Annotated in this window: 23 protein-coding genes and 1 pseudogene; 12 read left to right on the top strand and 12 right to left on the bottom strand. The window is 66.8% G+C overall.

Annotated features, from left to right (window positions below; all coding sequences use genetic code 11):
- Positions 1-1,203 (bottom strand): cation:proton antiporter, encoded by a 1,203-nt coding sequence (locus C8K14_RS11885; RefSeq protein WP_107716916.1) that lies wholly within the window; start codon positions 1,201-1,203, stop codon positions 1-3.
- Between the two features lie 123 nt (positions 1,204-1,326).
- Here C8K14_RS11885 and C8K14_RS11880 point away from each other — a divergent pair, with 123 nt between their 5' ends.
- The 3 genes from C8K14_RS11880 to fumC all read left to right on the top strand — a co-directional run bounded on the left by C8K14_RS11880 (position 1,327) and on the right by fumC (position 3,411).
- Positions 1,327-1,632, top strand: coding sequence for a hypothetical protein (locus tag C8K14_RS11880; protein WP_022675184.1), 306 nt, complete (start codon positions 1,327-1,329; stop codon positions 1,630-1,632).
- Between the two features lie 92 nt (positions 1,633-1,724).
- Complete coding sequence (locus tag C8K14_RS11875; protein WP_107716829.1) at positions 1,725-1,985, top strand: hypothetical protein; 261 nt, start codon at positions 1,725-1,727, stop codon at positions 1,983-1,985.
- Positions 1,986-2,031: 46 nt separating this feature from the next.
- Positions 2,032-3,411, top strand: a complete 1,380-nt coding sequence (gene fumC / locus C8K14_RS11870) for a class II fumarate hydratase (RefSeq protein WP_107716828.1) — start codon at positions 2,032-2,034, stop codon at positions 3,409-3,411.
- Between the two features lie 13 nt (positions 3,412-3,424).
- On the opposite strand, the gene arfB is transcribed toward fumC, so the two are convergent.
- Genes arfB through pabB form a run of 4 tightly spaced genes read right to left on the bottom strand, consistent with a single transcriptional unit; the run spans position 3,425 to position 7,572 of the window.
- Positions 3,425-3,808, bottom strand: a complete 384-nt coding sequence (arfB, locus tag C8K14_RS11865) for an alternative ribosome rescue aminoacyl-tRNA hydrolase ArfB (RefSeq protein ID WP_107716915.1) — start codon at positions 3,806-3,808, stop codon at positions 3,425-3,427.
- Between the two features lie 32 nt (positions 3,809-3,840).
- A complete protein-coding gene (locus C8K14_RS11860; RefSeq protein WP_022675180.1) occupies positions 3,841-4,494 on the bottom strand; it encodes an RluA family pseudouridine synthase in 654 nt (217 codons plus the stop codon).
- A gap of 54 nt (positions 4,495-4,548) precedes the next feature.
- Positions 4,549-5,724: a pyridoxal phosphate-dependent aminotransferase gene (locus C8K14_RS11855; protein WP_166643351.1), complete on the bottom strand. Its 1,176-nt coding sequence runs from the start codon at positions 5,722-5,724 to the stop codon at positions 4,549-4,551.
- A 6-nt stretch (positions 5,725-5,730) separates the two neighbouring features.
- A complete protein-coding gene (gene pabB / locus C8K14_RS11850; protein ID WP_107716827.1) occupies positions 5,731-7,572 on the bottom strand; it encodes an aminodeoxychorismate synthase component I in 1,842 nt (613 codons plus the stop codon).
- A gap of 106 nt (positions 7,573-7,678) precedes the next feature.
- On the opposite strand from pabB, the gene C8K14_RS11845 reads away from it, so the two are divergent.
- From C8K14_RS11845 to C8K14_RS11835, 3 genes are all read left to right on the top strand, one after another.
- A complete protein-coding gene (locus C8K14_RS11845) occupies positions 7,679-9,253 on the top strand; it encodes a helicase HerA-like domain-containing protein (RefSeq protein WP_107716826.1) in 1,575 nt (524 codons plus the stop codon).
- On the top strand, positions 9,253-9,570 hold the full coding sequence (locus tag C8K14_RS11840) for a hypothetical protein (RefSeq protein WP_107716825.1): 318 nt from the start codon (positions 9,253-9,255) through the stop codon (positions 9,568-9,570). The genes C8K14_RS11845 and C8K14_RS11840 overlap by 1 nt, the downstream gene beginning before the upstream one ends.
- A 277-nt stretch (positions 9,571-9,847) precedes the next feature.
- Positions 9,848-12,535, top strand: a complete 2,688-nt coding sequence (locus C8K14_RS11835; RefSeq protein ID WP_107716824.1) for a M1 family metallopeptidase — start codon at positions 9,848-9,850, stop codon at positions 12,533-12,535.
- A gap of 110 nt (positions 12,536-12,645) precedes the next feature.
- Here the strand turns inward: C8K14_RS11835 and C8K14_RS11830 are convergent, their stop codons facing one another.
- From C8K14_RS11830 to C8K14_RS11820, 4 genes are all read right to left on the bottom strand, one after another.
- Positions 12,646-13,470, bottom strand: a complete 825-nt coding sequence (locus C8K14_RS11830; protein ID WP_022674741.1) for a cytochrome c oxidase subunit 3 — start codon at positions 13,468-13,470, stop codon at positions 12,646-12,648.
- A 107-nt stretch (positions 13,471-13,577) separates the two neighbouring features.
- Positions 13,578-14,132 carry a cytochrome c oxidase assembly protein gene (locus tag C8K14_RS11825; RefSeq protein WP_022674740.1) on the bottom strand — a complete coding sequence of 185 codons (555 nt, stop codon included), beginning with the start codon at positions 14,130-14,132 and terminating at the stop codon, positions 13,578-13,580.
- Between the two features lie 39 nt (positions 14,133-14,171).
- A complete protein-coding gene (locus tag C8K14_RS22860) occupies positions 14,172-14,345 on the bottom strand; it encodes a hypothetical protein (RefSeq protein ID WP_166643350.1) in 174 nt (57 codons plus the stop codon).
- 16 nt (positions 14,346-14,361) lie between these two features.
- Positions 14,362-15,279: a heme o synthase gene (locus tag C8K14_RS11820; protein ID WP_107716823.1), complete on the bottom strand. Its 918-nt coding sequence runs from the start codon at positions 15,277-15,279 to the stop codon at positions 14,362-14,364.
- Positions 15,280-15,468: 189 nt separating this feature from the next.
- Between C8K14_RS11820 and C8K14_RS11815 the strand changes: the two genes are divergently transcribed.
- A complete protein-coding gene (locus tag C8K14_RS11815; protein WP_022674737.1) occupies positions 15,469-16,038 on the top strand; it encodes a bacterioferritin in 570 nt (189 codons plus the stop codon).
- Between the two features lie 28 nt (positions 16,039-16,066).
- Here the strand turns inward: C8K14_RS11815 and C8K14_RS11810 are convergent, their stop codons facing one another.
- On the bottom strand, positions 16,067-16,705 hold the full coding sequence (locus tag C8K14_RS11810; protein WP_084391040.1) for a TetR/AcrR family transcriptional regulator: 639 nt from the start codon (positions 16,703-16,705) through the stop codon (positions 16,067-16,069).
- A gap of 100 nt (positions 16,706-16,805) precedes the next feature.
- Here C8K14_RS11810 and C8K14_RS11805 point away from each other — a divergent pair, with 100 nt between their 5' ends.
- Positions 16,806-18,500 (top strand): acyl-CoA dehydrogenase family protein, encoded by a 1,695-nt coding sequence (locus C8K14_RS11805; protein WP_107716822.1) that lies wholly within the window; start codon positions 16,806-16,808, stop codon positions 18,498-18,500.
- Between the two features lie 188 nt (positions 18,501-18,688).
- On the opposite strand, the gene C8K14_RS11800 is transcribed toward C8K14_RS11805, so the two are convergent.
- Positions 18,689-18,898, bottom strand: a complete 210-nt coding sequence (locus tag C8K14_RS11800) for a helix-turn-helix transcriptional regulator (protein WP_210427002.1) — start codon at positions 18,896-18,898, stop codon at positions 18,689-18,691.
- A gap of 334 nt (positions 18,899-19,232) precedes the next feature.
- Between C8K14_RS11800 and C8K14_RS11795 the strand changes: the two genes are divergently transcribed.
- From C8K14_RS11795 to C8K14_RS11785, 3 genes are all read left to right on the top strand, one after another.
- The gene (locus tag C8K14_RS11795; RefSeq protein WP_107716821.1) at positions 19,233-20,576 is read left to right on the top strand and encodes a gluconate:H+ symporter; all 1,344 of its coding nucleotides are present in this window, start codon (positions 19,233-19,235) and stop codon (positions 20,574-20,576) included.
- 14 nt (positions 20,577-20,590) lie between these two features.
- The gene (locus C8K14_RS11790) at positions 20,591-21,268 is read left to right on the top strand and encodes a FadR/GntR family transcriptional regulator (protein WP_107716820.1); all 678 of its coding nucleotides are present in this window, start codon (positions 20,591-20,593) and stop codon (positions 21,266-21,268) included.
- Positions 21,269-21,382: 114 nt separating this feature from the next.
- Positions 21,383-24,409: a glycosyl hydrolase family 28-related protein gene (locus C8K14_RS11785; protein ID WP_107716913.1), complete on the top strand. Its 3,027-nt coding sequence runs from the start codon at positions 21,383-21,385 to the stop codon at positions 24,407-24,409.
- Between the two features lie 30 nt (positions 24,410-24,439).
- On the opposite strand, the gene C8K14_RS11780 is transcribed toward C8K14_RS11785, so the two are convergent.
- Complete coding sequence (locus C8K14_RS11780) at positions 24,440-24,934, bottom strand: gluconokinase (protein WP_107716912.1); 495 nt, start codon at positions 24,932-24,934, stop codon at positions 24,440-24,442.
- Between the two features lie 317 nt (positions 24,935-25,251).
- Between C8K14_RS11780 and C8K14_RS11775 the strand changes: the two are divergent.
- Positions 25,252-26,292, top strand: a pseudogene (locus C8K14_RS11775) (TonB-dependent receptor plug domain-containing protein); the annotation flags it as partial.
- Positions 26,293-26,387: the final 95 nt, after the last annotated feature.

The raw sequence follows: 26,387 nt of genomic DNA, 5'->3' as shown, positions 1-26,387 counted from the left end.
TCAAGAATTTGCTGCCGCCAGCCCTTTGAGTTTGGGGCGTACGATCGGCATGGTCAGCATCGTGCTCAACACCGCCATCAGCAGCAGCGCCGTAAACGCTTCGGGCGTGATGATCTTCTTGTCGAGCAGGACGTTGACGAAGATGATCATGATCAGCGCCTTGGTCTGGAGCATCCAGCCGATCACGCTGGCCTCGCCCTTTTTCCAGCCCAGGATGCGGCCAGCGAGGTGCACGCCGATCAGCTTGCCGGCCACCGAAGCCACGAGCAGCAACACCGCCGCGCCCAGCACGGCCGTCAGGCCCAGCCCGCCGACCTGGCCCCATTGCGTGCGCAGGCCGGTGGACAGGAAGAACACCGGCATCACCGCCAGCAGCAGGAAATGGCGGAACGCGTCGCGCCGCCCCTGCTCGAACCAGCGCGCGTCAAGCACCGCACCGGCCAGGAACGCGCCCACCATGAAATGCAACCCCGACCAATCGGCGGCAAAACCCACCGCCGCCAGCCAGACCAGTGCGATATGCCAGCGATCATCCTCACGCACACGGTCCATCAGCCGGCGCAGGCCCCAGGCCGCCACGGCAAACACCACCAGGAACAGGCCCTGGCGCCCGATGCGCTGCCAATCCAGCAGGATCAGCGCCAGCACGCCCCAGATCGCCACATCGTCCATGCTGGCATAGCGCAGCAGGCGCTGGCCCAGCGCCGTGCGGAAGATGCCGAGCTTTTCCATCAGCAGCACCAGGATCGGCAGCGCAGTAACGGCACAGGCCATGCCGATGCCGGCAACACCCTGCCCCCAGGTGCCCTTGGGGCCAAGCCAGCCCGGCACGGTGAGCAGCGCGGCCGCCGCCACCGCGCCCAGCAGCAGCGGGGTAAGCAGCGCGCAACTGGCGGTGATCAGGGTTTCGCGGGCATTGCCCCAGGCATCGGCCAGATCGAGTTCCACCCCGGCGATGAACACGAACAGGCTGACCGCCCACCAGGCCACGCCGTTGAGCGCGCCGATCACCTGCGGATTGAACACGAACGCGTAATAGCCGGGATAAAGCGCGCCCAGCACGCCCGGCCCGAGCAGGATGCCGCCCACGATCTGCACCACCACCAGCGGCGCATGATCATCGCGGTTGAACACGCGCCACACCAGCCATGGCACCGCTAGGATGATCGTCAACGCAATCAGGAAGATTTCACTGGTGCCCATGCCAGTGCCCACGCCCGTACCCATGTCCCGCTCCTACCCCCAAAATGCCCCGGCACACTTGCCGTGGGTCAAGGCGGGCTCCATCTGGCACAGTATCGTGTGGGTGCAAGAGGAGCGACCGCCATGGCGTTTGATCTGCGAAACGCACTGCAGCGCAAGGAGGAATACGAATCCGCACGCCTCACCGCGTTCGAATTTGCCGAAACGGTGCGCGCGCTCAAGGCGATGGCGGCCGACCGCGCGCTGCATCCGCGCCCCTTGCTTGACGCCATGGTCGAGCAGGGTCTTGCCAGCGCACTAACCATGATCGCGCGGCAGGCGGGGCAGAGCGCCGACGCGGTGGAGGGCGCATTCCTGCGGGCCAGAGCCAGGGCACGCGCAGACCTGATCGCGCTCCATGGCGATCCCTCGCCCGTGCGGCTGGGTTAAGCCCCTCCGCATTATGCCTATGCCCTCCCTTAAAGCCCTGCCCGTCCGGCAACTGCTAGCCTCTGTCCGGCAACAACGGCAGGAGCAACGGCATGGATATGCACCACAGCTTTTCCCCATCGGCGGAATGGCGCGCGGCACGCGAGAGCGAACTGGAATTCATCGAGATGGCACGCGCGATCCGCGATCTGGCGCGCGAGTTGGGCGTTGCGCCCGACCAGGCGGTGGATCGCCTGGCCGAGCGCGGCCTGCATGCCGCGCTGTCCCTTCTGGCCGAACAGGCCGGCCCCACAGTCGAAGCCCGCTTTCTCCAGCGCCGCGCCCAGGCCGCCACAACCCACCGCCCACTTTGACACCACCGGGGTCCACGCCGCCCCGGCGCCGCGAAAGGACCCCGGCATGACCACCCGCATCGAAAGCGACAGCATCGGCACGATCCCGGTGCCCAATACCGCCTATTGGGGCGCGCAGACCCAGCGCTCGATCGAGAATTTCCCATTCGGCGCGGGCGAGCGCATGCCGATCGGCATCGTCCATGCGCTGGCCCTGGTCAAGCAGGCTGCCGCCCGCGTCAACCGCGCCCATGGGCTCGATGCCCGGCTCGCCGATGCCATCGAAAAGGCCGCCGCCGAAGTGGTGGCCGGGCATCACGATGACCAGTTCCCGCTGGTGATCTGGCAGACCGGCAGCGGCACCCAGAGCAACATGAACGTCAACGAGGTGATCGCCGGCCGCGCCAACGAGGAACTGGCCGGCACGCGCGGCGGCAAGAGCCCGGTGCACCCCAACGACCATGTGAACCGCGGGCAATCGTCAAACGACAGCTTCCCCACCGCGTTGCACGTAGCAGCAGTCGTCGCGCTCAACCGCGAACTGCTGCCCGCACTCGACCTTCTCACCGCCTCGCTCGATACCGCCGCGCGGGAATGGGCCGGGATCGTCAAGATCGGGCGCACCCATCTGCAGGATGCCACGCCGCTGACGCTGGGGCAGGAATTTTCCGGCTATGTCCAGCAATTGCGCGATGCCCATCAGCGCTTGCGCCATGCCGAGGAGCACCTGCTGCGCCTCGCCCAGGGCGGCACGGCGGTGGGCACCGGCCTCAACGCGCCGGAGGGCTTTGCCGAGGCGATGGCCGCTCAGTTGGCCGACCTTACCGGCCATGCCTTTGTCCCGGCGCCAAACCGGTTCGAAGCGCTCGCGAGCAACGATGCCCTGGTGCAGTTTTCGGCGACGCTGGCGACGCTCGCCGTGGCGCTGACCAAGATCGCCAACGATATCCGCCTCCTGGGCTCAGGCCCGCGGTCTGGGCTGGGGGAGTTGGACCTGCCGGCCAACGAACCGGGCAGTTCGATCATGCCGGGCAAGGTCAATCCCACGCAGTGCGAGATGCTGACCATGGTGGCCGCGCAAGTGATCGGCAACCACCAGGCGGTGACGCTGGGCGGCCTGCAGGGGCATCTGGAACTCAACGTGTTCAAGCCGATGATCGGCGCGGCGGTGCTGCGCTCGGTTCACCTGCTGGCCGTGGGCATGGAAAGCTTCGCCGTGCGCTGTGTCGACGGGATCGAGCCCAACACGCGCCGCATTGCCGAACTGGTCGATCGCTCGCTGATGCTGGTAACGGCGCTGGCCCCCGAAATCGGCTATGACAATGCCGCCAAGATCGCCAAGCACGCCCATGCCGCCGGCCTGACCCTGCGCGAGGCCGGGCTGGCGCTGGGCCTGGTGGACGCAGCCATGTTCGACCGCCTGGTACGGCCGCAGGACATGGTGTGAAGGATCGGTCCGCCTAATCCAGGCGGACTTTGCCGCGGCCGGCCTTGACCGCGCCGCGGATCTTCTTGCCTTGCAGGCGCTGCACCTTGCCTACGCGATTGAGGCGCGACTTGGCGCGCTTTTCCGGCAGCTTGCACGCGTCGCGCAGCAGGTCGGCCAGCCGGACGCGGGCATCTTCGCGGTTGGCTTCCTGCGTGCGAAAGCGGCGCGCGGTCAGCACGATCTCGCCGCCAGCGGTAAACTTGCTGCCGGCCAGTTCCTTGAGCCGGTGAAACACCGGCGGGCCCAGGCGCAAGGCGAACACGTTAATGCGCAGTTGCACCGCCGTGGCCACCTTGTTGACATTCTGTCCGCCCGGCCCGGCAGCCGCGATGAAGCTTTCCTCCACAAGGCCCATGGCACGGGCCACGATCGCCTCGGGAGTGTCGGTCACAGCGTGAAGCCCAAGCCCGCAATATCGGCCGGGATCGGCGCTTCGGCCACGATGGCCTCCTTGCCCTCGCGCGGCATGACCAGGCGCGTGGCGTGGAGCAGAGTGCGGGCCGCGCCCTTGCCATCGCCATAGACCGGATCGCCCAGCAGCGGGGCACCCAGGCCAGTCAGCGCATGGACGCGGACCTGGTGGGTGCGGCCGGTTTCAAGGCGGAATTCCACCAGGGTGCGGCCCGGCAGCCGGGCCAGCACGCGCCAGTGGGTGACGGCGGGCTTGCCCTTCTTGGCCGCGATCATGCGCCAGCCGGCAGCGGCGCTGGAAATCTTGGACAGATTGAGCGCGATGGTGCCAGCCGTTCCTTCGACATCGCCAGCCACCACGCCCCAATAGACCTTTTCCACCTGGCGCGCTTCGAACGCGGCGGAAAAGCGCTTGAGCGCCTTGGGATTGCGCGCGAGCAACAGGCAGCCCGAGGTGTCGCGGTCGAGCCGGTGGACCGGCGCGGGCAGGCGCTGGAAGCCGAGCTTCAATTCATCGAGACGGTCTTCCAGCGAGATGCCGCCGGCACGCGGCCGGTCGAGCGGCAGGCCGGCCGGCTTGTCGATGACCAGCGCTTCGCCGTCTTCGAACAGGATGGGGATTTCGATCATGCCCACCCCTTGCGCGCGAAATCGCCGGCGGGCAAGCGCGGCGGGCGTAAATCCTCAGGCCAGCGCCGCCGCAATGCGCCGCAGCGCTTCATCCAGCACGGCATCATCGGCGGCAAACGAGATGCGGAAGCCCTGCGCACCGCCAAACGCCGAGGCCGCCACCACCGCCACGCCATGTTCCAGCAGATGCAGGGCCAGCGCCTCGTCATCACCAAAGCGCTCCATCAGCGGCGTGGCATCGATCATACAGTAGAACGCGCCATCGGGCACTGGCGTCGACAGGCCGGGAATGGCGTTGATCGCGGCAACGACCTTGTCGCGCCGGGCGCGGAAACGCTCGCGCCAATCGGCGAGGAACGCTTGCGGGCCAGCCAATGCCGCCGTCGCGGCGGCCTGGGCGATCGAGCAGGGATTGCCCGAATTGTGCGACTGCAGCTTGGCCATGGCCTTGATCAGCCATTCCGGCCCGGCCGAAACCCCGATGCGAAAGCCGGTCATCGCATGGCTTTTCGAAACGCCCGACACCGTCAACACGCGGTCGGCCAGATCGGGGCATTCGACCGCCAGCGTGGCATGCGCGCCGCCGCCATAGCGCAGCGGGGCATAGATATCGTCAGACAGCACCAGCACGCGCGGGAAACGGCGCAGCACGTCGCCCAGTGCGCGCAGCTCCGTGGCCGGATAGGTGGCGCCAGTGGGATTGCCCGGGCTGTTGAGCAGCAGCCAGCGTGTGGCAGGCGTGATCGCGCTGGCGAGTTGGTCGGGCGTGATGCGAAACCCGCCGCTGGCCTGCGTCGGCAGATCGACCACGCTGGCCCCGGCAAAGCGCACGATTTCCGGATAGCTGACCCACCAGGGCGAGGGAATCAGCACCTCGTCACCCGGATCAAGCGTGGCGAGCAGCGCCTCGAAGATCGCCTGCTTGCCACCTGCCGTCACGATCACCTGGCTGGGCGGCACGGCAAGGCCGAGGTCGCGCTGGAAATGCATGGCGGCTGCTTCACGCAAAGCCAGCGTGCCAGGCACGGCGGTATAGCGGGTCTGCCCGGCATCGAGCGCGGCCTTCGCCGCCGCAATCACATGGGGCGGCGTGGGGAAATCAGGTTCCCCCACCGACAGCGAAATGATGTCGCGACCAGCGGCGCGCAGTTCGATCGCGCGGTCGGTCATGGCATTGGTGCGCGAGGGTGCGATGCGGCCCAAGGCGGCGCTGGTAGCGTGGTTGTCCATGATGGCTCAGCCCTGCCCCAGGAGGCGCGCCGGCATCAGGCCGCGCAGCGCATTGCCCAGGAAAAAGCCCTGCGCCAGGTCTTCCAGGCGAACCTCGCCCTCCACCGCGCGGCCTTCTTCCAGCAATTGCGCGCGCAGCACACCGGGCAGCAGGCCCAGATCGGCCGGCGGGGTGAAGAGCACGCCATCGCGCTCCACGAACACCGAGGTAAAGCAGCCTTCGGTGATCAGGCCATCGTCGCGGCGCAGCAGGGCTTCCTGCGCGCCAACACCACGCGCTGCCTTGAGGCCAGCCTCGTAAAAGCCGCGATCGGTAGTCTTGTGGCGCAAGCGCCAATCGCCGGTGCTGACCGGCAAGGGCAAGACGGCGCAGGTCACCGGCCCAGCAAAGGCAGGCGGCAGCGGCGCTGCCTCCAGCGCATGGGCGCCGCTGCGCGCCACCACCAGGCGGACCTTGGCCGGGGCACCGAGATCGAAGCACAGTGCGTGGATGGCGTTGCGCAAGGCATGGCGATCGAACGCAAAGCCCAGCGCCTGCGCACTTTGCTTCATCCGCTCGAGATGCCGCTCCAGCAGCGGGATGCCCGCCGTCGGATCAAAGGCCATGGTCTCGATCAGATCGGCACTGCCGGCGTTCAGGCGCAAGAAATTCCCCTTTACCACGCATTCGCGCCATTCGCCCATTATGACGGAATCCGCGACCACGGCCGAGCCAACCCCCATGGTCGCCCGTCCGCCGGCCGCGCCGGGATGGTCTGGCACCAGGCGCACGGTGCGGATTGCCACATTGAACGCCGCGCTGCCAGCCCCCGGCGCATCGCCGCGATCAGGCGCCGCGTTGTCGGGCACATCGACAAAGCCGATCGATCCGCAATAGAGCCCGCGCGCATCGCGTTCGGCCATGTCGATCCATTCCATCGCGCGAATCTTGGGCGCGCCGGTGATTGATCCGCAGGGAAAGATGGCGTGCAGTACATCGGCCACGGCCACATCGGGCTGCATCTGCGCGGTCACCGTGGTGACCATCTGGTGCACGGTGGGATAGCTTTCCACGGCAAAGGCATCGCGTACCTTGACCGTGCCGGGCACGGCCACGCGCGACAGATCGTTGCGCATCAGGTCAACGATCATCAGGTTTTCAGCGCGATCCTTGGGATTGGCAGCGAGCGCGGCCTTGAGCGCGGCATCTTCGTGCGGGGTGGCGCCGCGCGGCGCGGTGCCTTTCATCGGGCGCACGGTCACACGATCGCCGCGCCATTCGAAAAACAGCTCGGGCGAAACCGAAAGATGCCAGTGCGATCCGTCCCACAAGACGGCGCCATGCCCGGCCAGCGCATCACCACGCAGCGCGGCATAGATCGCCAGCGGATCGCCCTGCCAGGAACCGGCCAACTGGAACGTCAGGTTGGCCTGATAGATATCGCCGCTGCGGATCGCCTCCTGCACCTGGGCAAAGGCGCGGGCATAGCCGCCGGTCGAATGCGTCGGGCCCAGCGGACCCAGCCGGCCGCCGCTGCCCTGCCCGGCGCTTTCGCGCGCCAGCCAGGCTGCCACGTCTGCGCTGGCCATCGGCGTCATCTGGGCAAAGCGGGCAAACCACACCAGCGGCCCGGCACTGCCGCTGCGCGCCGCCGCGCGCGGCAGCAGCCGCTCTTCCAGCGCCAGCCCGGCTTCGTAGGCCAGTGCGCCAGCCCACCATCCCGGCGTTGCGCCGATCCGCGCCAGGGCCGCGTCCACCTCTTCGGGCCGGCGCGCCACCACGATCTCCAGCGGCGCTTCATAGAGGCGGGCCGAGCCGTGATCGCCTTGGCGGGCATCATCGAGCAAAAGAAAGGGGGCGCGTGTCATTACCCCACGCGCATAGCGACAAGCCGATGCGGATGCAAAAAGCCCTCGCGGGCAATCGCGGCTCATCCTACACAGCAAAGCAACAAATCGAGAGAGAGTGCGGCGGATGGACGAGATTTTCCTGGGCCTGGGCGCGAAGGGCGAACGCGAAGTGCTGTTGCTGAGCCGGGCCAACCGCCATGGCCTGGTCGCCGGGGCCACCGGCACCGGCAAGACCGTGACCTTGCAAGGCATGGCCGAACAGTTCAGCCGCGCCGGGGTGCCGGTGTTCCTGGCCGACGTGAAAGGCGATCTTTCCGGCATTGCCATGCCTGGCAGCCCCACGTTCAAGCACGCCGCCACGCTGGAACAGCGCGCCAAGGACCTGGGCATTGCCGACTATGCCTATGCCGATAACCCGGCCGTGTTCTGGGATCTGTATGGCGAGCAGGGCCATCCCATCCGCACGACGATTTCCGAAATGGGGCCACTGCTGCTCGCCCGATTGATGGGCCTTAACGAAACCCAGGAAGGCGTGCTGACCATCGCTTTCCGCTATGCCGACGACAACGGCCTGCTGCTGGTGGACCTGGCCGACCTGCAGGCCGTACTGGCTGCCTGCGCCGAAAACGCCGGCGCGCTCGCCACCAAATACGGCAACGTGACCAAGGCCAGCGTAGGCGCGATCCAGCGCCAGCTGCTCGGCCTGGAAAGCCAGGGCGCCGATCGCTTCTTTGGCGAACCGGCCTTTGAAATCCACGATTTCCTGCAGGTGGACGAACAGGGCCGCGGCATGGTCAACGTGCTGGCCGCCGACAAGCTGATGCAGAGCCCCAAGCTCTACGCCACGTTCCTGCTGTGGCTGCTGTCAGAACTGTTCGAGGCGCTGCCCGAAGTGGGCGACCCGGAAAAGCCGTGCCTGGTGTTCTTCTTCGATGAAGCCCACCTCTTGTTCGACGATGCACCCGATGCGTTGATGGACAAGGTGGAGCAGGTCGTCCGCCTCGTCCGCTCCAAGGGCGTGGGGGTCTATTTCGTCACCCAGAACCCGATCGACATTCCCGAGAAGGTGGCGGGCCAGTTGGGCAACCGCGTGCAGCATGCCCTGCGCGCGTTTACCCCGCGCGATCAGAAGGCGATTCGCGCCGCAGCTGAAACCTTCCGCATCAACCCCGATCTTGACGTGGGCCAGGCGATTACCGAGCTCAAAGTGGGCGAAGCGCTGGTCTCGATGCTCGACGCCGATGGCGCGCCGGGCATGGTCGCACGCACCCTGATTGCGCCGCCGCGCTCGCGCCTGGGGCCGGTCAGCCCGGCCGAGCGTGCTGCCATCCAGTCCGCCAGCCCGTTTGGCGGCAAATACGATACCGCCGTCAACCGCGAGAGCGCGGCCGAAGTGCTGGCACAAAAGGCGGCAGACGCCGCTGCTGCGGCGCAGACCGTGCAGGAACAGGGCGCAGACGCCCAGCGTGCCCAGCCGCGCCAGTCCCCCACGCTGTGGGGCCGCGCTGGCAAGGCCGCCATGGGCGCCGTCGCCTCATCGGCCGGAGCGATGGTCGCCGCCCAGATCGCCGGCAAGAAATCCCGCGCGGCGCCCGTCGCCAGCGGAGTAACGGCAATGGTCGGCTCGATCGCCACGAGCCTGGGCGGCGAAGCCCTGGGCCGCTTTGCGCGCGGGCTGCTGGGTGGGTTGTTGCGGTAATGCTCCACGACGACATGCAAGGACATGATGCTTTGCTGGACGGGCTGGATTTTGACCCCGTCAAAGGGGTCGTGTCCCTGCGGCTGCAGGCGTACCCGAAACCTGACGCCACAACGCGAACCGCGATCGTCGTGTTCTTCGAAGGCGTCACTACTGTCGCCATGCATGCAGACATTGCCTCGCTTGCCGGCAATCGGTTCGCAGGGAATGTCAGCTACTGGCATATGGCCGATAGCCGCGGAACGTCATACATTTACCTGACCGAGGGATATATCGCGATCACGGCAGAGGGTGTGCCGAAGGTGGTTCAGTCTTGATCCCAGGTAGCAGGTAGCGCCGTGTGCATTGTTGCGTACAGCGAACCCACTTTCCTTCGCCACCCTCGGACTTGATCCGGGGTCCAGTCCGGGGTGACGATGCTTTTTTGCGCGCCGGTCGATTAAGACACCATCAGTCAATGGGCTGCGCGTGCCATTGACTCACACGCCACCAAGCCGTTGGCAGATCAATCCCGGCGGTTCGTCGAAACCGGTTGCACGTGCAACGAGCCGGGCGCAAGCAGGCGCCCAGCCTCTTTTCGCGTGAAAGGATTCCATGCGCGCTCTGCTTCTTGCCGCCACGATGCTGGCCGGCACTCTTGCCGCCGCCCCGGCACTTGCCGCCCCTGCTGCTTCTGCCGATGCCAAGGCGATGACCATTCCCGCCGCCGCTGGCGTGATGCCCGTGGGCAAGCTCGGCAATGCCGTGGTGCCCCGCGCCTATCGCCTCGATTTCACGCTCGATCCGGCCCAGCCGCGCTTTACCGGCCATACCGAGATCGACGTGACCGTGAACCAGGGCGGCCGCTATGTGTGGATGCACGGGCTCGATCTCAAGGTGAAGCAGGTTGTCGCCAAGGTGGGTGGCAAGACGATTGCCGGCACGTTCCAGCAGGCCGATCCCACCGGCGTGGCGCTGGTCACCTTTGCCCAGCCGCTGCCCAAGGGCGCCGCGACGCTGGCGTTCGATTATGAAGCCGGCTTCAACGATGGCCCCACCGGGCTGTTCCGCGTGCACGTGGACAACCAGTGGTACAGCTGGAGCCAGTTCGAATCGATCGATGCGCGCGGCGCGTTCCCTTCGTTCGACCAGCCCGGCTTCAAGACGCCCTATACTGTCACCATCACCACGCCGGCGGGCCAGCGCGCGGTAAGCAACGCGCCCGAAGTGGCGACCGAAACGCGCGGCGCCCAGACCGTGCACCGCTTTGCCCCGACCCTGCCGCTGCCCAGCTACCTCGTGGCGGTAATGGCCGGTCCGTTCGTGAGCGTGGATGGCGCCGTGCCGGCCACGCCGCAGCGCGCCACCCCGCTGCCGCTGCGCGTGGTTTCGACCAAGCCCAATGCCGACAAGCTGGCCTTTGCCCTCGATGGCACCAAGGGCATCGTCAGCCACCTGGAGAACTATTTCGGGCAGGCCTTCCCCTTCCCCAAGCTGGACCAGATCACCGCGCCGATCATGCCGGGCGCCATGGAAAATGCCGGGGCCGATCTTTACGAGGATTCGCTCCTCGTGCTCGATGACAAGGCCTCGACCGCGCAAAAGCGCAACTTCGGCATGGTCGTGGCACACGAGCTGGCGCACCAGTGGTTTGGCGACATGGTCAGCCCGGCCTGGTGGGACGATATCTGGCTCAACGAAAGCTTTGCCAACTGGATGGGCTTCCGCATCGGCAACGAATGGCGTCCCGATCTCAACATCGGGGCCGGCGCGCTGGAAGAAGGCTTTGCCGCGATGAACACCGACGCGCTGATCGTCGGCCGGCCGATCCACCAGAAGATCGAGCGCAACAGCCAGATCGACGCGGCCTTTGACACCATCACCTATGGCAAGGGTGGCCACGTGGTATCGATGATCGCCGCGTTCATGGGCGATACCAAGTTCCGCGACGGCGTGCGCGGCTACATGGCCAAGCACAAGTACGGCAACGCTAGCACCGCCGATTTCTTTGGCGCCATGGCCGATGCTGCCGGTGATCCGCGCATCCTGCCTGCGATGCAAAGCTTTACCGACCAGCAGGGCGTGCCGCTGGTGACCTTTGCCCCGGCCGGCCAGGGCAAATGGAACGTGACACAAAGCCGCTATGTCCGGCTCGGCACACAGGCCCCGGCCCAAGCCCTGGCCCAGACCTGGGGCGTGCCACTGTGCCTGCGCCAGGGCGATGCCCGCGTCTGCCAGCTGCTGGTGGACAAGAGCGGCACCGTGGCGATCGCCGGCAGTGGCGCGCTGATGCCCAATGCGGGCGGCACCGGCTATTACCGCTTCGAACTGCCCGCCGCGCAGTGGGACAGCCTGATCGCGCAGGGTTCCGCCCTGCCCGGCGGCGAAGCCCTGGCGGCGATCGACAGCCTGGAAGCCAGCTTCCTGGCCGGGCGCGCCACGCCAGCGCAGCTGGTGGCGGCCGCGCGCAGCTTTGCCGCCAACCCCGACAGCTACGCCAGCGACGGCGCGACCGGCCAGCTTGAAGCATTCGACGATCGCGGCATGTTGTCCCCGGCTGCGCACGAGGGCCTGCGCCGCCTGGTGGCCGAGGTGCGTGGTCCGCAGCTGGCCCAGCTGGGCTTCGATCCGCGCGCCGGCGCGCATGCGGGTGACGATCCCGATCAGCAGCAGCGCCGCGTTGCCCTGGTGGCGGAAATGTCGGGCGTGGCCGAAGACGCCGCGCTCAATGCCAAGCTGGCCAAGGCGGTCGACGGCCTGCTTGCGGGCGATGCCGCCGCGCTCGATCCTGCGTTCTACAACAGCGCGTTCAAGGCCTGGCTCAAGCCGCGCGGCCTGGAAGGCGCCAAGGTGCTGATGGAAAAGGCACTGTCGACGGAAGATCCGCTGCTGCGCCCGGCCGCCCTGCGCGCCGTGGGCCGCAGCAACGATCCGGCCGTGGCCAAGTGGCTGATCGAAGAGTTTTCCGACAAGCGCCTGCGCCTTTCGGAAAAGCTGACCGGCATTTCGCTGGCCATCGCCTCGCCCAAGACGGCTGACTATGCGTTTGCCTGGGCCAATGCCCACGTCGACACTCTGCTCTCCAGCGGCGGTGGCATCTTCCTGGCGCGCAGCCTGCCCCAGGCCGTGAGCGGATTCTGCTCGGTGGACAAGGCCAAGACCATTGCCGCCTGGCGCCCGCACTTTGCCAACAACTCCGGCGCCCTCGAACTCGACCGCGCGATCGAGCGGGTGCAGGATTGCGCCGTGCTCAAGGACCAGCGCTCGGCCGCGCTCTCGGCCGAACTGGCCGCAGTGAAGTAACGCCGAGCCGCCACCCTGGGCTATCCCGGGGTGGCACCCACAAAAAAAGGGGCGCCTTCCAGATCCGGAAGGCGCCCCTTTTTGTGGGCTATAGGCAGGCGTGTGGGCGGTTATTCGACCACCGCGCCCCAGTTGCCCCAGACGTAGATGGCCACGAACAGGAACAGCCAGACCACGTCGACGAAGTGCCAGTACCAGGCCGCCGCCTCCAGGCCGAAATGCTGGCGCGGCGTGAACTCGCCCCGCTCGGCGCGGATCCAGCACACGATCAGGAAGATCGTGCCGATGATCACGTGGAAGCCGTGGAAACCCGTCGCCATGAAGAAGGCAGAGCCATAGGTGTTCTTGCCAAAGGCGAACGGGGCATGGACGTATTCATAGGCCTGGATCGAGGTGAACAGCAGGCCGAGCAGGATCGTGGCCGTCAGGCCCAGCTTGAGGCCCTTGCGATCGCCATGGATCAGCGCGTGATGGGCCCAGGTCAGCGTGGTGCCCGAGCACAGCAGGATCAGCGTGTTGAGCAGCGGCAGGTCGAACGCGTTGATGACCGCCTCGATCGCCTTGGGCGGCCACACGCCGCCGATCACGTCGGTGTTGAGCTTGCTGGGGAACAGCGAGAAATCGAAGAACGCCCAGAACCAGCCGACGAAGAACATCACTTCCGAAGCGATGAACAGGATCATGCCATAGCGCTGGTGCAACTGCACCACCGGGGTATGATCGCCGGCGTGGGCTTCCTTGATTACCTTGCCCCACCACGAAAACATCGTGAGCAGGACACCCAGCAGGCCCAGCAGCATGATCTGCGTGCCGCCAGCCATCTTGTGCATGTAGAAAACGCCGCCGCTGGTCATCACCAGGGCTGACATAGCGCCCATGAACGGCCAGATATCGGGCGGCAGGATGTGATAATCGTGGTTCTTGGCGCCGGCCATGATCGTCTACTTCCCCCAAGGCTTAACCAGCATCCTCGTGCGCACAGCGACGGGAGCCATTTTTGTGGTGGCTGCAATGTCTATCGGGCACATCTGGCCCGGTCCAGTCAATTTGCGGCCTTGTTGAACGTATAGCTGAGCGTGATTTCCGGGATATCGCGCGTGTTCGCGTCATCCAACATAGCCGGGTCCACGTAGTAGACCACCGGCATGCGCACTTCCTGACCCGGCATAAGCTTCTGATAATTGAAGCAAAAGCACTGAATCTTGTGAAAGTAGGAACCGGTCTGCTCGGGTGTCACGTTGAACACCGCGCGGCCCACGATGGGCTGGTCGGAATTGTTGCGGGCGGTGAAGAAAGCGATCTTGCGCTCGCCGATTCGCCCGTCCTGCGTCACCTGCTCGGGCTTGAACGTCCACGGCAGGCCGGGCGCGACATTGGCATCGAAACGTATCGTGATCGGGCGCAGCGTGGGCTTGACCTTGGCCGCCTGGGCCGCAGTGGCCCGCTGGGTGGTGCCGGCAAAGCCCGTGGCCTGGCAGAACATGCGATAGAGCGGCACGGCGGCATAGCCCATGCCCAGCATGCCCAAGGCCGCCGCGCCGGCGATGATCGCCACCTTGCGATTGGCCCGGGTGGTTTTGTCGATTGCCGCTGCCACGCTTTCTCTCCCTTATCCGCCCGCCCGGCATTGTCCGGGTCAGGCGTGCTGTGCGCTTTCGTTGCGGTGTGCGGCCTGCACACCCAGTTTCACGACGGTGATGGCAAAAAACAGCACCACCAAAGCCCCCAGCACCAGTCCCAAAGCGCGGTTGCGTGCTTTCTGTCGCGCACGAAAGGCTTTCAGGTCAATATTTTCCGGCTTGTCGCCCACGTTGTTTCCTCTCCGCTCAGGCCCACCCCTGGAGCCCGGCAAACCGATCCAGCACCAGCGCGGCGAACAATGCAAACAGATAGAGCACCGAATAGCCGAACAGCCGCTTTTCCGGCTTCATCTTGTCATTGGCCACGCTGTCGCGCAGGCCCACCCGCATGGCCAGCACCAGGAAACCCAGGCCGAGCAGCGCCGCCGCCACGCCATAGACCAGCCCGGCGCCACCCAGCGCCCATGGCACCAGGCTCACGGGCACGAGCACCAGGGTATAGAACAGGATCTGCCGGCGCGTCGCCTTTTCACCCGCCACCACCGGCAGCATCGGAATGCCGACCTTGGCGTAATCGGTCTGCACGAACAGGGCGAGTGCCCAGAAGTGCGGCGGCGTCCACAGGAAGATGATCAGGAACAGCACCACCGGCATCCAGGTGATGTGCCCGGTAACGGCCACCCACCCGATCAACGGCGGAAAGGCACCGGCCCCACCGCCGATCACGATGTTCTGCGGGGTGCGCGGCTTGAGCCACACGGTATAGACCCAGGCATAATAGAAGATCGAGATCGCCAGGATCGCGGCCGCCAGCCAACCGATCGCCAGGCCCATGACCACGACCGATCCGCCCGACAGGGCAAAGCCGAAATCGCGTGCCGATTCGCGTTCCATCCGCCCGGCCGGCACTGGCCGCCGCGCGGTGCGCTTCATCCCAGCGTCGAGGTCTGCCTCCCACCACTGGTTGAGCGCGGCAGCGCCACCGGCGCCCACAGCAATGCACAGAATCGCCGCAAACCCCAAGACCGGATGGATCTCTCCCGGCGCGGCGAGCAAGCCGCACAGCCCGGTAAAGATCACCAGCGTCATCACGCGCGGCTTGGTCAGCGCAAAGAAATCGCGCCAATCGGCGGGCATGCGCAAGGGAGTCGTCACTAGGTCCATCGTGACGCGGCTATAGCAGCCCCGGCCATGAGGGAAAGTGTTCAAGGATAGCGAGCGGCACGCGCGATCATCCCCGGCGATCACACCCGCCCTGTCGGGCAATGGAACCGGAGGGCGGCCCGATCATTTGCCCGGTGTCACGGCATGGCCACCTCGATCCATGCCATCCCTTTTGCAGGAGCATGTTCCATGGCCACTGCCACCGCCGCCAAGCCGGCCAAGTCTGACGCCAGCTTTACCGACACCGCCACCCTGCGTGCCCAGGCCCGCAAGCATATCGACCAGGGCCCGGTCACCCAGTCCTTCCCCAAGGACCGCGAGGTGATCATCGCCCAGCTCAACAAGTCGCTGGCCACCGAATGGGTCTGCGTGCTGCGCTATATGCGGCACTATTACACTGCCGATGGCCTGGTTTCGGAACCGATCAAGGCGCATTTTCTCGAGCACGCCAACGAAGAGCGCGCCCATGCCGACAAGCTGGCCGAACGCATCGTCCAGCTGGGTGGCGAACCCGATCTCGATCCTGCCACGCTGACCCAGCGCAGCCATGCCGAATACCAGGTGGGCAAGACGCTCAAGGACATGGTCAAGGAAGACCTCATCGCCGAACGCATCGCGGTGGAAGCCTATCGCGAACTGATAGCCTATGTCGGCGATCGCGATCCCACCACGCGGATCATGCTGGAAGGCATTCTGGCGCAGGAAGAAAACCACGCCGACGAATTCCGCGATCTGCTCGAAGGCTGGCAGGGGGAATAATCCCGCCGCCTTGCCCTTAATGTGTCGATCAATGCCCGGCGGCGCAGTCCTGCGTCAGCCGGGCATGCAGTTTGGCAATCATCTGCTGCCGATCGGCCAGCGCAAGATCGGTGCGCTGCGCGACATAGCGCAGGAGGGCGTAGGCCTGGTGCGCGCGCCATTGCGCGTCTGCCACCCCACAACCCAGTTCCACGAACTGGTCCACCAGATAAGCCGTGCGCGCCGCGTCCACCGCGCCAACTGCGGCCCGTGCTGCCGCTGATCGGCGTGCCCAGCCCATGATGGCCAGTTCCAGATCGGCCGCCAGCGCCGCCGCACCGGAATGAAACGGCAGTTCCATCAATCGCTTGATCCGCAGCGCGACGTCGGGCTCGTCACGCATCAGCCGCTCTTGCACCATCAGCGTCGATCGTGCCTGCCATTCCTCCAGAACGGCTGCCAGCAGCGCATTGCGGTCCTTGAAATGCCAGTAAAAGCTGCCCTTCGACGCCTTGAGGTCGATCGCCAGCTTTTCCACGCGCACCTGCTCGACGCTGCTGTCGGCCATCACCCGGATCGCCGCCGCGATCCAGTCGGCGCGGCCCAGGCGCTTGCTGTGCGCCAATGGCGCGGCCGCTGCTGGCGCTGCGACGGGATCGGACGCTGGATTGGACGGGGACGACGTCATGCCATGCGGCTTAGGCGCCTTGCCATGCCCCGTCCAGAACCGGCCTTGACCCAGGTCCGTCCTCAAACCATACGGTAGCGTATAGAGAGAGGAACCCAAGATGTCCTACGCCGATGCCGCCGGCACGATCGTCGCCCAAATCCTGGCCCTGCCCGAATTCGTGCGGGTGCAGGCGCTATTTCCCGATGCCGGGTTGGACGAAGCGATGCTGCTCGACATCATCGGCGCGGCCGGTGACCTTGCCGAAGGCGTGATCGAGCCGTTCAACGCCCAGGCCGATCAGGTTAGCTGCCGCCTGGAACAGGGCCGCGTGCGCTTGGCACCAGGCCATCATGACGCCTGGCAGGCCTTTGTTGCCGGTGGCTGGACCACGATAGAAGGCGCGCCACAGTGGGGCGGCGCGGGTCTGCCGATGCTTGTGCACAGTGCGTGCGAGGAACTGCTCAACCGCGCCTCACCCGCCTTCGGCATGCTGCCCACGCCGATGCGCTGCGCGACAAAGGTGATCGAACGCTATGCCGACCCGGCGCTGTGCGCCGAATGGGCGCCGCGCCTGGTCGATGGCAGTTGGGCCGCGACGATCTGCATTTCCGAGCCCGACGCCGGGTCGGACGTGCCGCGACTGCGCACTGCCGCAGTGCCCCATGCCGATGGCACCTGGCGGATTACGGGTGAAAAGATCTGGATCAGCTTTGGCGATCACGACCTTACCCCGCGCATCGCCCACATGGTGCTGGCGCGCACGCCCGAAGGTGAGCATGGCGCGGCGGGGCTCAGCCTGTTCCTCGTTCCTTCGGATGTCGCTGGCCAACGCAATGCCGTGATCGTGCGACGGATCGAGGAAAAGCTTGGCCTGCACGGCTCGCCCACCTGCGCCCTGGGGTTCGAGGCGGCGACGGGCCACCTGATCGGCACACCGGGACGCGGCCTCGCCCAGCTTTTCACAATGATCATCGGCATGCGGCTGTCGGTCGGCAGCCAAGGGGCGGGCCTGTCGGGTGCCGCAGCCAGTCTCGCCTGGCGCTATGCTGCAGAGCGGCGGCAGGGCGGCAGGGCAGATGCCCCGCCGGTCACCATCGACCAGCACGGCGATGTCCAGCGCATGCTGCTGGGCCTGGCGGCGCGCGCCGAAGTCACACGGGGGCTCGTGCTGACCGCGTCAGCCGTGGCAGACCTTCAGGCCCACGAAGACGATGACGCAGCCCGCACCGAAGCGGGACTGGTACTGGCCTGGCTACTGCCGATCACCAAGAATTTCGCGGCCGAGGCAGCGAGCCTGTGCGCCAACGACGCCATCCAGGTTCTCGGCGGCGCCGGCTATACCCGCGAATGGCCAGCCGAGCGCTATCTGCGCGATGCCCGCGTTCTGGCGATCTACGAAGGCACCAGCGGCATGCAGGCGCTCGACCTCGCCCTGCGCCGCGTGCTCGGCGATGAAGGCCGCGCCTATCGCGCCTTCCTGGCAAAGGCCCGCGGTGATGTAGACCGGCTCGGCAATGCCACCCTGGGGGCGCTGCTCGACATGCTCGAGCAGGCCGCATCGGGCCTCGACAAGCCGACGGCAACGGTCGTCGCCTATCCGTTCCTGCAACTGGCATCCCTGGCCACGACAGGATGGATCGCCGCCCGGCTGGCGGCACTGTCGGGCAGCCCGGTGCACGATCACCTCGCCGCGCTGGGCCGCCATTGGCTGCTTCTGGCGCAGGCGCAGGCATTGGCCGAAGCGGCGCTCACATCCCACGGGCAAGCCTTGGTGGCGGCATTCGATGATGTCGATCGCGGCTATCTGGGCTGAACGTGAAAAAGCCCCACGCCGTTGTTCGGCTGGGGCTGTTGTGTGGTGATGTTGAGAGATGGTTGAGGGCAGGATTTGCCTGGGCGGCGTCGGCATACATCAGATGCGCTGCCGGCGATTTCGCCTTTTCCCGCTCCCTTGCTACCGCACGCCCCGAAACCTGCTGCCGAAAACGTGTTGGGCGGAACCTACTGGGCGAGGATGGACTGGGCGGCGATCGCCACCTGGGTGCGGTTGCGCACGTTGAGCTTGCGCATCAGCGCGGTCATATGAGCCTTAACGGTCTTTTCCGCGATGCCCAGGTCATAGGCGATCTGTTTGTTGAGCTGGCCCGAGCGCACGCCCTGCATCACTTTGAACTGGGTAGGGGTCAGGCGGACGGCGGGCGCCTCTGACAGGCGCTGCGCCGGCTGGTTCGGAACACTGGCAGGGGCAAAGTCGGTCACCGTTGTCTCTCCCTATCGCCTACCGTTGCGGCATCTACCGCGCGTCCATGCTCGGATCGGCATGGCGAAATCCAATATCAGTTAGACAGCTTTCTGATATTATGCCGGAGTTATCCCGTCAATACACGATTTATTGCTGAAATCGACGCCCACCTGTTATACAACTTTTCGCAGAACAAGCGCAGGCAGGCAGCGCCGTGGCGCGAGAGGAGAGCAGGATGGGCCATCACGGATCGGGGCAAGGCAGGCTGGGGCGAATCGCCACCACCCGGACGGCGGCAGCGCGATGAGCGACGATCTGCGCCTGGTCCTGGCCGCGCTGCTCGGTATTGGCCTCGCCATCGCCCTGATCGTGCGCGGGCGGTTCCATCCCTTTCTCGCCCTGCTCTGCGGCGCCTTTGCCGTGGGCATCGCGGTCGGCATGCCCGTCGCCGAAACCGCCAAGGCGGTGCAGAAAGGCGCCGGCGACGTGCTGGGCGGCACCGGCCTCGTCGTGGCGCTGGGCCTCTCGCTCGGTGCCATGCTGCAACTGTCGGACGGGGCGGGCGTGCTGGCCCGCATGGCGCTGCACCATGGCCGGCCGGCAGCGGCCCCTTGGCTGAGCATGGCGGTCGCGCTGCTGATCGGCCTGCCGCTGTTCTTCGAAACCGGTGTGGTGCTGCTGCTACCGATCGCGGCGGCGGCAGCCGCAGCGATGACCGGGCCGGCTGATGCGGGCACCACGCGCCTGCGCCTGCTCCTCCCGGCGTTGGCAGGCCTCTCCACCCTGCATGCCCTGGTGCCGCCCCATCCCGGCCCGCTGCTGGCCGTGGACGCACTGCACGCCAGCCTGCCGCGCACGATGCTCTATGGCCTGCTGATCGGCGTACCCACGGCGATCGTGGCTGGCCCGCTGTTCGCGCTGTGGATCGCGCGCCGGGTTCGGCCCGATGCCCCGGTGATGACGCCGGCCGCGCCAATCGTCACCGCGCCCGGCGTGGGCCGCGCACTGCTGTGCGTGCTGCTGCCGGTGGTACTGATCGCCGCCGGGCAGATCGCCGCCGTGGCGCCGCCAGCCCTGGCCCCGCATCTTGCCTGGCTTGGCCTCGCGAGCAATCCGGTGCTTGCGCTGGTGCTCGCCAATCTCGTCGCGCTGCCGCTGCTGTTCGGCTGCGGGTTCAGCGCCCCGGCGATCCAGGGCGCGATCTGGAAGGAAGCGATGGCCCCGGCCGGAGCGATCATCCTGGCGATCGGCGCGGGCGGCGCGCTCAAGCAGGTGCTGGTCTCGGCCGGCCTGGCCGATTTCCTGGCCCACCTCGCCGCCCACGGCGGCATTCCGGCGCTGCCGATGGCCTGGGCCGTGGCGGTGTGCATCCGCCTGGCCACCGGATCGGCCACGGTCGCCACGATCACTGCCGCCGGCATCATGCCTGGGGTAGTCGCCGCCACCGGCGCCTCGCCGGAATTGACCGTGCTTGCCATCGGCGCTGGCTCGGTGTTCTTCTCCCACGTCAACGATCCGGGGTTCTGGCTGGTGCGCAGCTATCTCGGCACCAGCACGCCCGACACGTTCCGCACCTGGTCGGTGCTGGAAACGCTGATTTCGGTGGTAGGCCTGGCGCTGGTGCTGGCCGCCGGATGGATCGTCTGAAGAAGGGGAGGACCATGCACGAGGAACGCCTGGCCGATCGCGCCTATGCCGGGATCGTCGAACTGATCAACACCGACGATCTCCAGATCGGCGACCGCCTGCCCTCCGAAACGCGCCTGGCGGAAATGTTCGGCATGTCGCGCACCGTGGTGCGCGAGGCGCTGGTCCGCCTCGCCTCCGACGGATTTACCGAAGCGCGGCGCGGCGCCGGCTCGTTCGTCAAGCGGCGTCCGTCCGAACGGCTGGGCAGCCATCTGCCGATGCAGAACCTTGCCGCCACCATGGGCAGCTATGAAGTGCGCCTGGTGCTCGAGGCAGAAGCGGCACGCCTGGCCGCGCAGCGCCGCTCGGCCGAACAGATGCTGGTGATCGAGCGCGCGATGGACGCGCTGCGCGCCGCCCTGCAAGCGAGTGGCCCGGCCCATGTGGAAGACATGGACCTGCACCGCGCCATTTTCGAAGCGACCGCCAACCCGATCTTCGTCTCCAGCTTCGATCACATGCATGACGAGATCGACCGCATCCTGCGCGCCGGGGTCGATATCTCGCGCTCCCGCCCGCCCGCCGCGATCAACGCCATGATCGAGGAACACGAACTGATCGTCGACGCTATCCGCGCCCAGGATGGCGATGCCGCTGCGCTCGCGATGCGCTGGCACCTGTGGCAGGGGCGCAAGCGGCTGATGCCCTGAGCGCCTGAAATTCCACACAGTTAAGACCATGGTCGCGCCTGCCCCGGCGCGCGCCAGCCGCTATCCCGGCCGGATCGGGTGAGGAGAGGAAACGTGGTGCCACGGCAGGCCTGGATGATCGGAACAAGCATTCTGGCGGCCATCGCGCTCGCCCCAACCCTGGCACAGGCCAAGACCCCATCGGTGTTCGACCAGATGCCCGGCGACACCCAGGCGATCACCGTGCGCGCGGTGGGCGATGGCAAGGCCGACGACAGCGCCGCGATCCAGCAGGCGCTGGACCAGGCCGGGGCGCGCGGCGAAGGCGTGGTGTTCCTGCCCAGCGGGCGCTATCGCATCACCCGCTCGCTGTTCCTTTGGCCAGGCCTGCGCCTGATCGGAACGGGCAAGACCCGGCCGGTGCTGATGCTCGGCGATGCCACACCGGGCTTCCAGCAGGGCGTGGCCACCATGGTGATCTTCACCGGGCGCGGTCCCAAGGGCAGCCCCACTGCCGGCGACGGCAAAGTGCCGTTCCCCCCGCCCGACGCGGTGCCGTTCAATCCCGCCATCGCCGACGCCAATTCCGATGCGTTCTATTCGGCCATGGCCAATATCGACATTGCCATCGGCGCGGGCAATCCGGCGGCAGTGGGCGTACGCTTCCACGCCGCGCAGCATGCCTATCTGCGGCACATGGACTTTCAGGTCGGTTCGGGTCTCGCCGGCGCCTATCAGGTGGGCAACATGGCGCAGGACGTGCATTTCCACGGCGGCCGCTATGGCATCCTCAGCGAAAAGACCTCTCCCGCCTGGCCGTTCACGCTGCTCGACGCCACATTCGACGGCCAGCGCGAGGCCGCCATTCGCGAGCACGAGGCCGGGCTCACCCTGGTCAACGTCGCGCTGCGCAACGTGCCGGTGGGGATCGCCATCGACGAAGGCTATGGCGACTGGCTGTGGGGCAAGGACGTGCGCTTTGAAAACGTCAGCCAGGCTGGCGTGGTCATCGCCAACGCCAACAACGCCTATACGCAGATCGGCTTCGACAACGCCGTGGCCAGCCGCACCCCGGTCTTCGCCCGTTTTCGCGAAAGCGGCAAGACCGTGGCCGGCGCCGCGCCGGTTTATCGGGTGAAGAGCTTCACCCACGGCATCACCCTGCCCGGCCTGGGTGTGCCCGGCGCGGTTGAAACGCGCATGGACCAGGCCGCGCTCGCCGCCCTGCCCCGGCCGCGCGCCCCAGCGATCCGCGCGCTGCCCAGCCCGGCGCAATGGGCCAACGTGCGCGCACTGGGCGCCAACGGCGATGGCCGGACCGACGATACCGCCGCCCTGCAACGCGCGATCGCCACGCACCGCGTGCTCTATTTCCCGATCGGCCGCTATGTCGTCACCGATACGCTGACGCTACGGCCCGACAGCGTGCTGATCGGGCTCCACCCCGATCTCACCCAGATCGTGCTGCCCGATGGCACCCCCGCGTTCCAGGGCGTCGGCGCGCCGCGCGCGCTGGTCCTGGCTCCTGCCGGCGGAGAGGCCATTGTCACCGGGCTGGGCCTGTTCACCGGCGGCATCAACCCACGCGCCACCGCGCTGTCGTGGCAATCGGGCGCCGGCTCGCTGGTCGAAGACGTGAAATTCCAGGGCGGCCACGGCACTCTGGCGGCCGATGGCACCCGCTTCGATCCCTACAACGACACCCATACCGCCGACAAAGACCCGCGCCGGCGTTGGGGTGGCCAATATCCCAGCCTGTGGGTGAACGCGGGCGGCGGCGGCACCTTTGCCAATATCTGGACGCCCAATACCTATGCCCAAGCCGGCATAGTCGTGTCCGACACGCAGACGCCCGGCCATGTCTACCAGATTTCAGCCGAGCACCATGTCCGCACTGAATTCGGCCTCACCCGCGTCGCCAACTGGGAATTCCTCGCGCCACAGACCGAGGAGGAAGCCGGCGAAAGCCCCGATGCCGTCTCGTTCGACATCCGCGAATCCCGCAATATCCTGATCGCCAATCTCCACGCCTATCGCGTCACCCGCTCGCGCCAGCCGGCCCGTGCCGCCGTGCGGATCGAGCGTTCGGCCGACATCCGCCTGCGCAACGTGCACGTGAACGCCGAAAGCGGCTTTGCCACCTGCGACGAAAACGGCTGCGCCACGTTCCTGCGCGCCAGCAAGTTTCCGTTCGAAAACGCGCTGCTCGACGTGACGCATGGCCTGGAAGTGCGCGAACGCGAATTTGCCGTGCTCGACGTGCCCGCCAATCCGGTTGCGCCGGCAGCGACCAGGGTGCCCGTGACCAAGCTCGCCGACGGATTTTTCTCCGCCAGCGGCGGCGTGGTCGACGCGCAGGGCAAGCTCTATTTCATCGATCATTTCCAGCAGCGCATTCATGGCTGGAGCGAGACCGAAGGGCTGACCACCGAACGCGACGCCCCACTCGATCCGGTCAATCTGACAATGGACCGGACGGGCAACCTGATCGTGCTCTCCGCGCTCGGCCGCAACGGCACGGTCTATGCGTTCAAACCCGGCACGTCGGCGCAGGCGCTGACGGTGATCCCGCCCACCGCCGCCGCCACGACACCGGCCCCCGACCGGCTCACCGTCCTGCCCGGCAACCTCTGGGTCAACGGTGAGTTTCGCAGCCAGCTCGATCCGGCAACCTACCGCTTCACCACCCTGGCAGAGATGTTCGCCCGCGATGTGGCGCTGCCCAAGGCGCAGGAATATGTCTCGCCCGATGGCAGCCTTGCCATCCCCGCCTATCGCGTGTTCCAGCAAGGCCCGGCCGACCATCTCGGCTGGCGCTTTTCCGATTCGCTCGATGCCTATGGCCTGGTCACCGCCCGGCCCGACGCGCGGGTGTTCCTGAGCAACGAGTCAGAAGACCGGACCTATTCCGCCCGCCTGGGCGCCGGCGGCGCAGTGACAGACCTGCAACCCTTTGCCGATCGCGGCGGGGAAAGTGTGGCATCAGGGCCAGACGGACGAGTCTACATCGCCAATGGCCAGGTCTTCGTCTACGACGCAGCAGGCCGCCCGATCGACCGGATCGACGTGCCCGAACGCCCCCTGCAATTGCTGTTCGGCGGCAAGGACGGGCGCACGCTCTACATCCTAACCCACCACGCCCTCTTTGCCGCACGGCCCTGAGGAAACCGAACCTGCAAGCGCGCTGGAACGCTAAGCTGCGAGGCGCTGGGCGATCCAGGCCAGGATCGCATCGGCCAGCCGATCCTGGCCCTGCGTGGAATCGAGAGTAAGCGCTGGCTCATCCGCGCCGGGTCGCTCCAGCGTGTCCAACTGGCTATCGAGCAGGCTCGGCGGCATGTAGTGCCCTGGCCGGTTGCCCATGCGCCGGGCCAGTTCGGCCAAGGGCGCATCGAGCAGGGCAAAGGCGATCGGCTCGGCTGCCGCGGTAGCCAGCCGCTCGCGATAGGCGCGCTTCAGCGCGGAACAGGCCGCGACCACCACGCCGCCTTGCCGCACCGCCTGGCCCATCGCCGCGCCCAGGTGATCGAGCCAGGGCCAGCGGTCTGCATCGGTCAGGGCGATGCCCTCGCGCATCTTGGCGACGTTTGCCGCCGAATGGAATCCATCGCCTTCCAGGAATGGGCAGTCCAGCCGCGCCGCCAGCGCCGCGCCCAGTGTCGATTTGCCGCTGCCGCTCACGCCCATCACCACGATGGCCAGCGGCGCCACGCTGTGGCCTGCAATCTTGCCCGACACGCTTCTGTCCTTCCTGCTTTGCCGTCCCCGCATGGCGTGCGCCGCGCGGGTTGCATGACAGCCATGTCAACAGCGTCCTTAGCCGCGTCGCCGGCGCCCGCCCAATTAGGACCATGGTCGCGGCTGCGCCAGGCGCCCCGCGGTCCTATGCCCTCACCACGGAAACCGGGCTGCCAACGCCAGGACCACGCGCAAGATTGTTAGCGATACCAAGCCAGGCCGGGGCAGCGCCACCGGCCGAGGGACCAGCCATGGGGGAGATTTCGATGACCACCACGCCAACCGCCACGTCGAGCAGCAGGCCGCTGCGCACCGCCCTGGCCAAGGGCACCGCGCTCGTGGCGCTGGCCTGGGCCTGCCCAGTGCTCGCGCAAGAGGCCGCACCGGCCGCCCTGCCCGAGACCCCTGCCCCAGCAGCGGCGCCCGCCCCCAGCACCGGGGAAATCGTCGTCACCGGTTCGCGCATCACCTCCAGCGGCTTCAGCGCGCCGACCCCCACGCAAGTGCTCAGCGCGGCGGTGATCGCCAAGAGCGCGCAGCCCAACATCTTCACCACCATCGCCCAGTTGCCCTCGCTCCAGGGCAGCACCGGTGCGACCTATGGCACCAACAGCACGTCCAGCGGCACCCAGGGCCTCAGCTCGTTCAGCCTGCGCGGCCTTGGGCCGATCCGCACGCTTACCCTGCTCGACGGCCAGCGCGTGGTCGGCGCCAATGTCACCGGCGTGCCTGATATCAGCCTGTTCCCGCAATTGCTGGTCGATCGGGTCGACGTGGTCACTGGCGGCGCATCGGCATCCTATGGATCGGACGCGGTGGGCGGCGTGGTGAACTTCGTCACCAACACCCACTTCGAGGGTTTCAAGGCCAACGCGCAGAACGGCATCACCACCTATGGTGATGATTACAACTACACGTTCCAGGCTGCGGCCGGGAAATCCTTCATGGATGGCCGCCTGCATGTGGTGGTCAGCGGCGAATACAGCCATGAAAACGGCGTTCCCGCCTATGGTTTCGGCGAAGGCCCCGGCCCCAACGGGCGCGACTGGTACGAGACCGAAACGCTGATAAACACCGGCCTGCACACCGATGGCAGGCCGCAATACCGCAACAGCAAGCATGCCCAGGCCTATCAATACACCAAGTATGGCCTGATCACGGCCGGCCCGCTCCAGGGCATCGCCTTCGACCAGAGCGGCAAGCCGTTCAATTTCGTCTATGGCTCCAATGGCGTGCCCGACAAGAACGCCGCCGGCACCGTGACCGGTTGCAACAACGGCTTCTGCGTGGGCGGCGATCTTTCCGGCTGAGGTGGTCCCGCCTTCCTGGACAGGTTTGCGGCAAAATTAAGCTCAAACCGGTGTCGTCATGCCGCGAGTTTGGTCATCAGATCATGGGGGGC

Source organism: Novosphingobium sp. GV079 (genome assembly GCF_003058045.1).
In the GTDB taxonomy this organism is placed as follows: Bacteria; Pseudomonadota; Alphaproteobacteria; order Sphingomonadales; family Sphingomonadaceae; genus Novosphingobium; species Novosphingobium capsulatum.
Note: the sequence above shows the minus strand (reverse complement) of the source record. Positions and strands in the feature narration are given on the sequence as shown.